The 1,230-nt window shown below is 60.9% G+C and carries 1 protein-coding gene; it reads right to left on the reverse strand.

The window, feature by feature from the left end:
• Nucleotides 1-18: 18 nt before the first annotated feature.
• A protein-coding gene (locus ACFQ4E_RS20565; protein WP_386806404.1) for an IS3 family transposase occupies nucleotides 19-1,195 on the reverse strand; the annotation gives its coding sequence in 2 pieces (ribosomal slippage) (nucleotides 19-952 and nucleotides 951-1,195; 1,179 coding nt in all).
• Nucleotides 1,196-1,230 lie beyond the last annotated feature (35 nt).

Raw genomic sequence — 1,230 nt, forward strand, 5'->3', positions numbered from 1 at the left:
TGAATAGCCCCGCGTCTCTTAGACGCCCTCGTGCCTCAGTTTCTGCTGCCGCTCGAACTCGAGGGGCGACAGCATTCCGTTCCGCGCGTGCTTGCGCTTTGGGTTGTAGAACATCTCGATGTAGTCGAACACATCTCGCCTGGCTTCCTCTCGGGTCCGGTAGGTGCGCCGCCTGATCCTCTCGCGCTTGAGCAGATTGAAGAAGCTCTCGGCGACTGCGTTATCGTGGCAATTGCCCCGCCGGCTCATGGAATGCTCAAGGTTGTGCGCTTTCAGAAAAGCGGCCCAGTCCATGCTGGTGAACTGACTTCCCTGATCCGAGTGGATCAGCACCTTGCCCTTCGGCTTCCTCCGCCATGTGGCCATGAGCAAAGCCTGGAGCACGACGTCGGTCGTCTGGCGCGACTGCATGGACCATCCGACCACGCGCCGAGAGAACAGGTCGATTACTACAGCGAGGTAGGCAAAGCCTTCCTGAGTGCGGATGTAGGTGATGTCGGTTACCCAGACCCTGTCCGGCGCCGCCACGTCGAACTGCCGATCCAGGGTGTTGTCGACCACGACCGAGGGTTTGCCACCATACTTGCCCGGACGGCGCTTGTAGCCGATCTGCGCCGTGATCCCTGCCAGCTTTGTCAGGCGCGCGACGCGGTTCAGGCAGACGTCTTCACCCCGTTCGAGAAGATCGTCGTGAAGCTTGCGGTGCCCATAGACCTTGCCGCTTTCGACCCAAGCCTCCTTCAGCAGTTCGGTCTGGCGGGCATCTTCTTGGGCACGCTTGCTCAGCGGCGCCTTCAACCACGCATAGAAGCCGCTCGGCTGGATGCGCAGACACCGGCACATCGCCCGGACGGAGAACTGCCCGCGATGCTCGGCCACGAACGCGTATCTCACTTTGCATCCCTGGCGAAATACGCGCTCGGCATTGTCCTTGGACCAATGGCGGACAAGCCTCGCCCTTTTTTAGGATGTCACGCTCCTCCGAGACCCGCGCCAGCTCCTTCTTCAGGCGCCGGATCTCGGTGTCCTTCTCCGCACCTCCGGAGGAGGCATTCGCGAACTTCTTCTTCCAGGCGTAGAGCGAATACGCGCTGACCCCCAAACGCTCCGATACTTCCCTTACCGGGTAACCCCGCTCGGTGATCTGCGCGACCGCGTCCCGCTTGAACTCATCGCTGAACTTGCTGCTGCTCATCATGGCCTCCTTGCCTCAAAATTAGCGAAGAAGGC

The organism is Litorisediminicola beolgyonensis (assembly GCF_042679605.1).
Classification (GTDB): Bacteria; Pseudomonadota; Alphaproteobacteria; order Rhodobacterales; family Rhodobacteraceae; genus Litorisediminicola; species Litorisediminicola beolgyonensis.